We start from the raw sequence: 469 nt of genomic DNA on the forward strand, positions 1-469 counted from the left end.
TCTCCATCCTGTTCCGCGCCTTCCATCATCTGGAGGTCGAGGGGCTGGACAACCTCAAGGCCGCCGGCCCGGCGCCGATCCTGGCGCTCAACCATGTCAGCTTCCTCGATGGTCCGCTGGCCCTGACGCTGACCGACGAGGAGCCGGTCTTCGCCATCGACCACACCATCGCGCAGGCCTGGTGGATGAAGCCGTTCCTGAAGCTCGCCCGCGCCCTGCCGCTCAATCCGGCCAAGCCGATGTCGACCCGCACGCTGATCAAGATCGTGCAGGGCGGCGATCCGCTGGTCATCTTCCCCGAAGGCCGCATCACCGTCACCGGAGGCCTGATGAAGGTCTATGACGGCGCCGCCATGGTCGCCGACAAGACCGGCTCGATGGTCGTGCCGGTGCGCATCGACGGGCTGGAGAAGAGCTACTTCTCGCGGCTGACGTCGCAGCACGTGCGCCGCCGCCTGTTCCCGAAGGT

Annotated in this window: 1 protein-coding gene; it reads left to right on the top strand. The window is 66.7% G+C overall.

Features of this window, described 5'->3' with window-relative positions:
* A partial coding sequence (locus EN742_RS37270; RefSeq protein WP_189375783.1) for a 1-acyl-sn-glycerol-3-phosphate acyltransferase occupies window positions 1–469 on the top strand: 469 nt, incomplete at both ends.

It is taken from the genome of Mesorhizobium sp. M4A.F.Ca.ET.020.02.1.1 (assembly GCF_004022645.1).
Classification (GTDB): Bacteria; Pseudomonadota; Alphaproteobacteria; order Rhizobiales; family Rhizobiaceae; genus Mesorhizobium.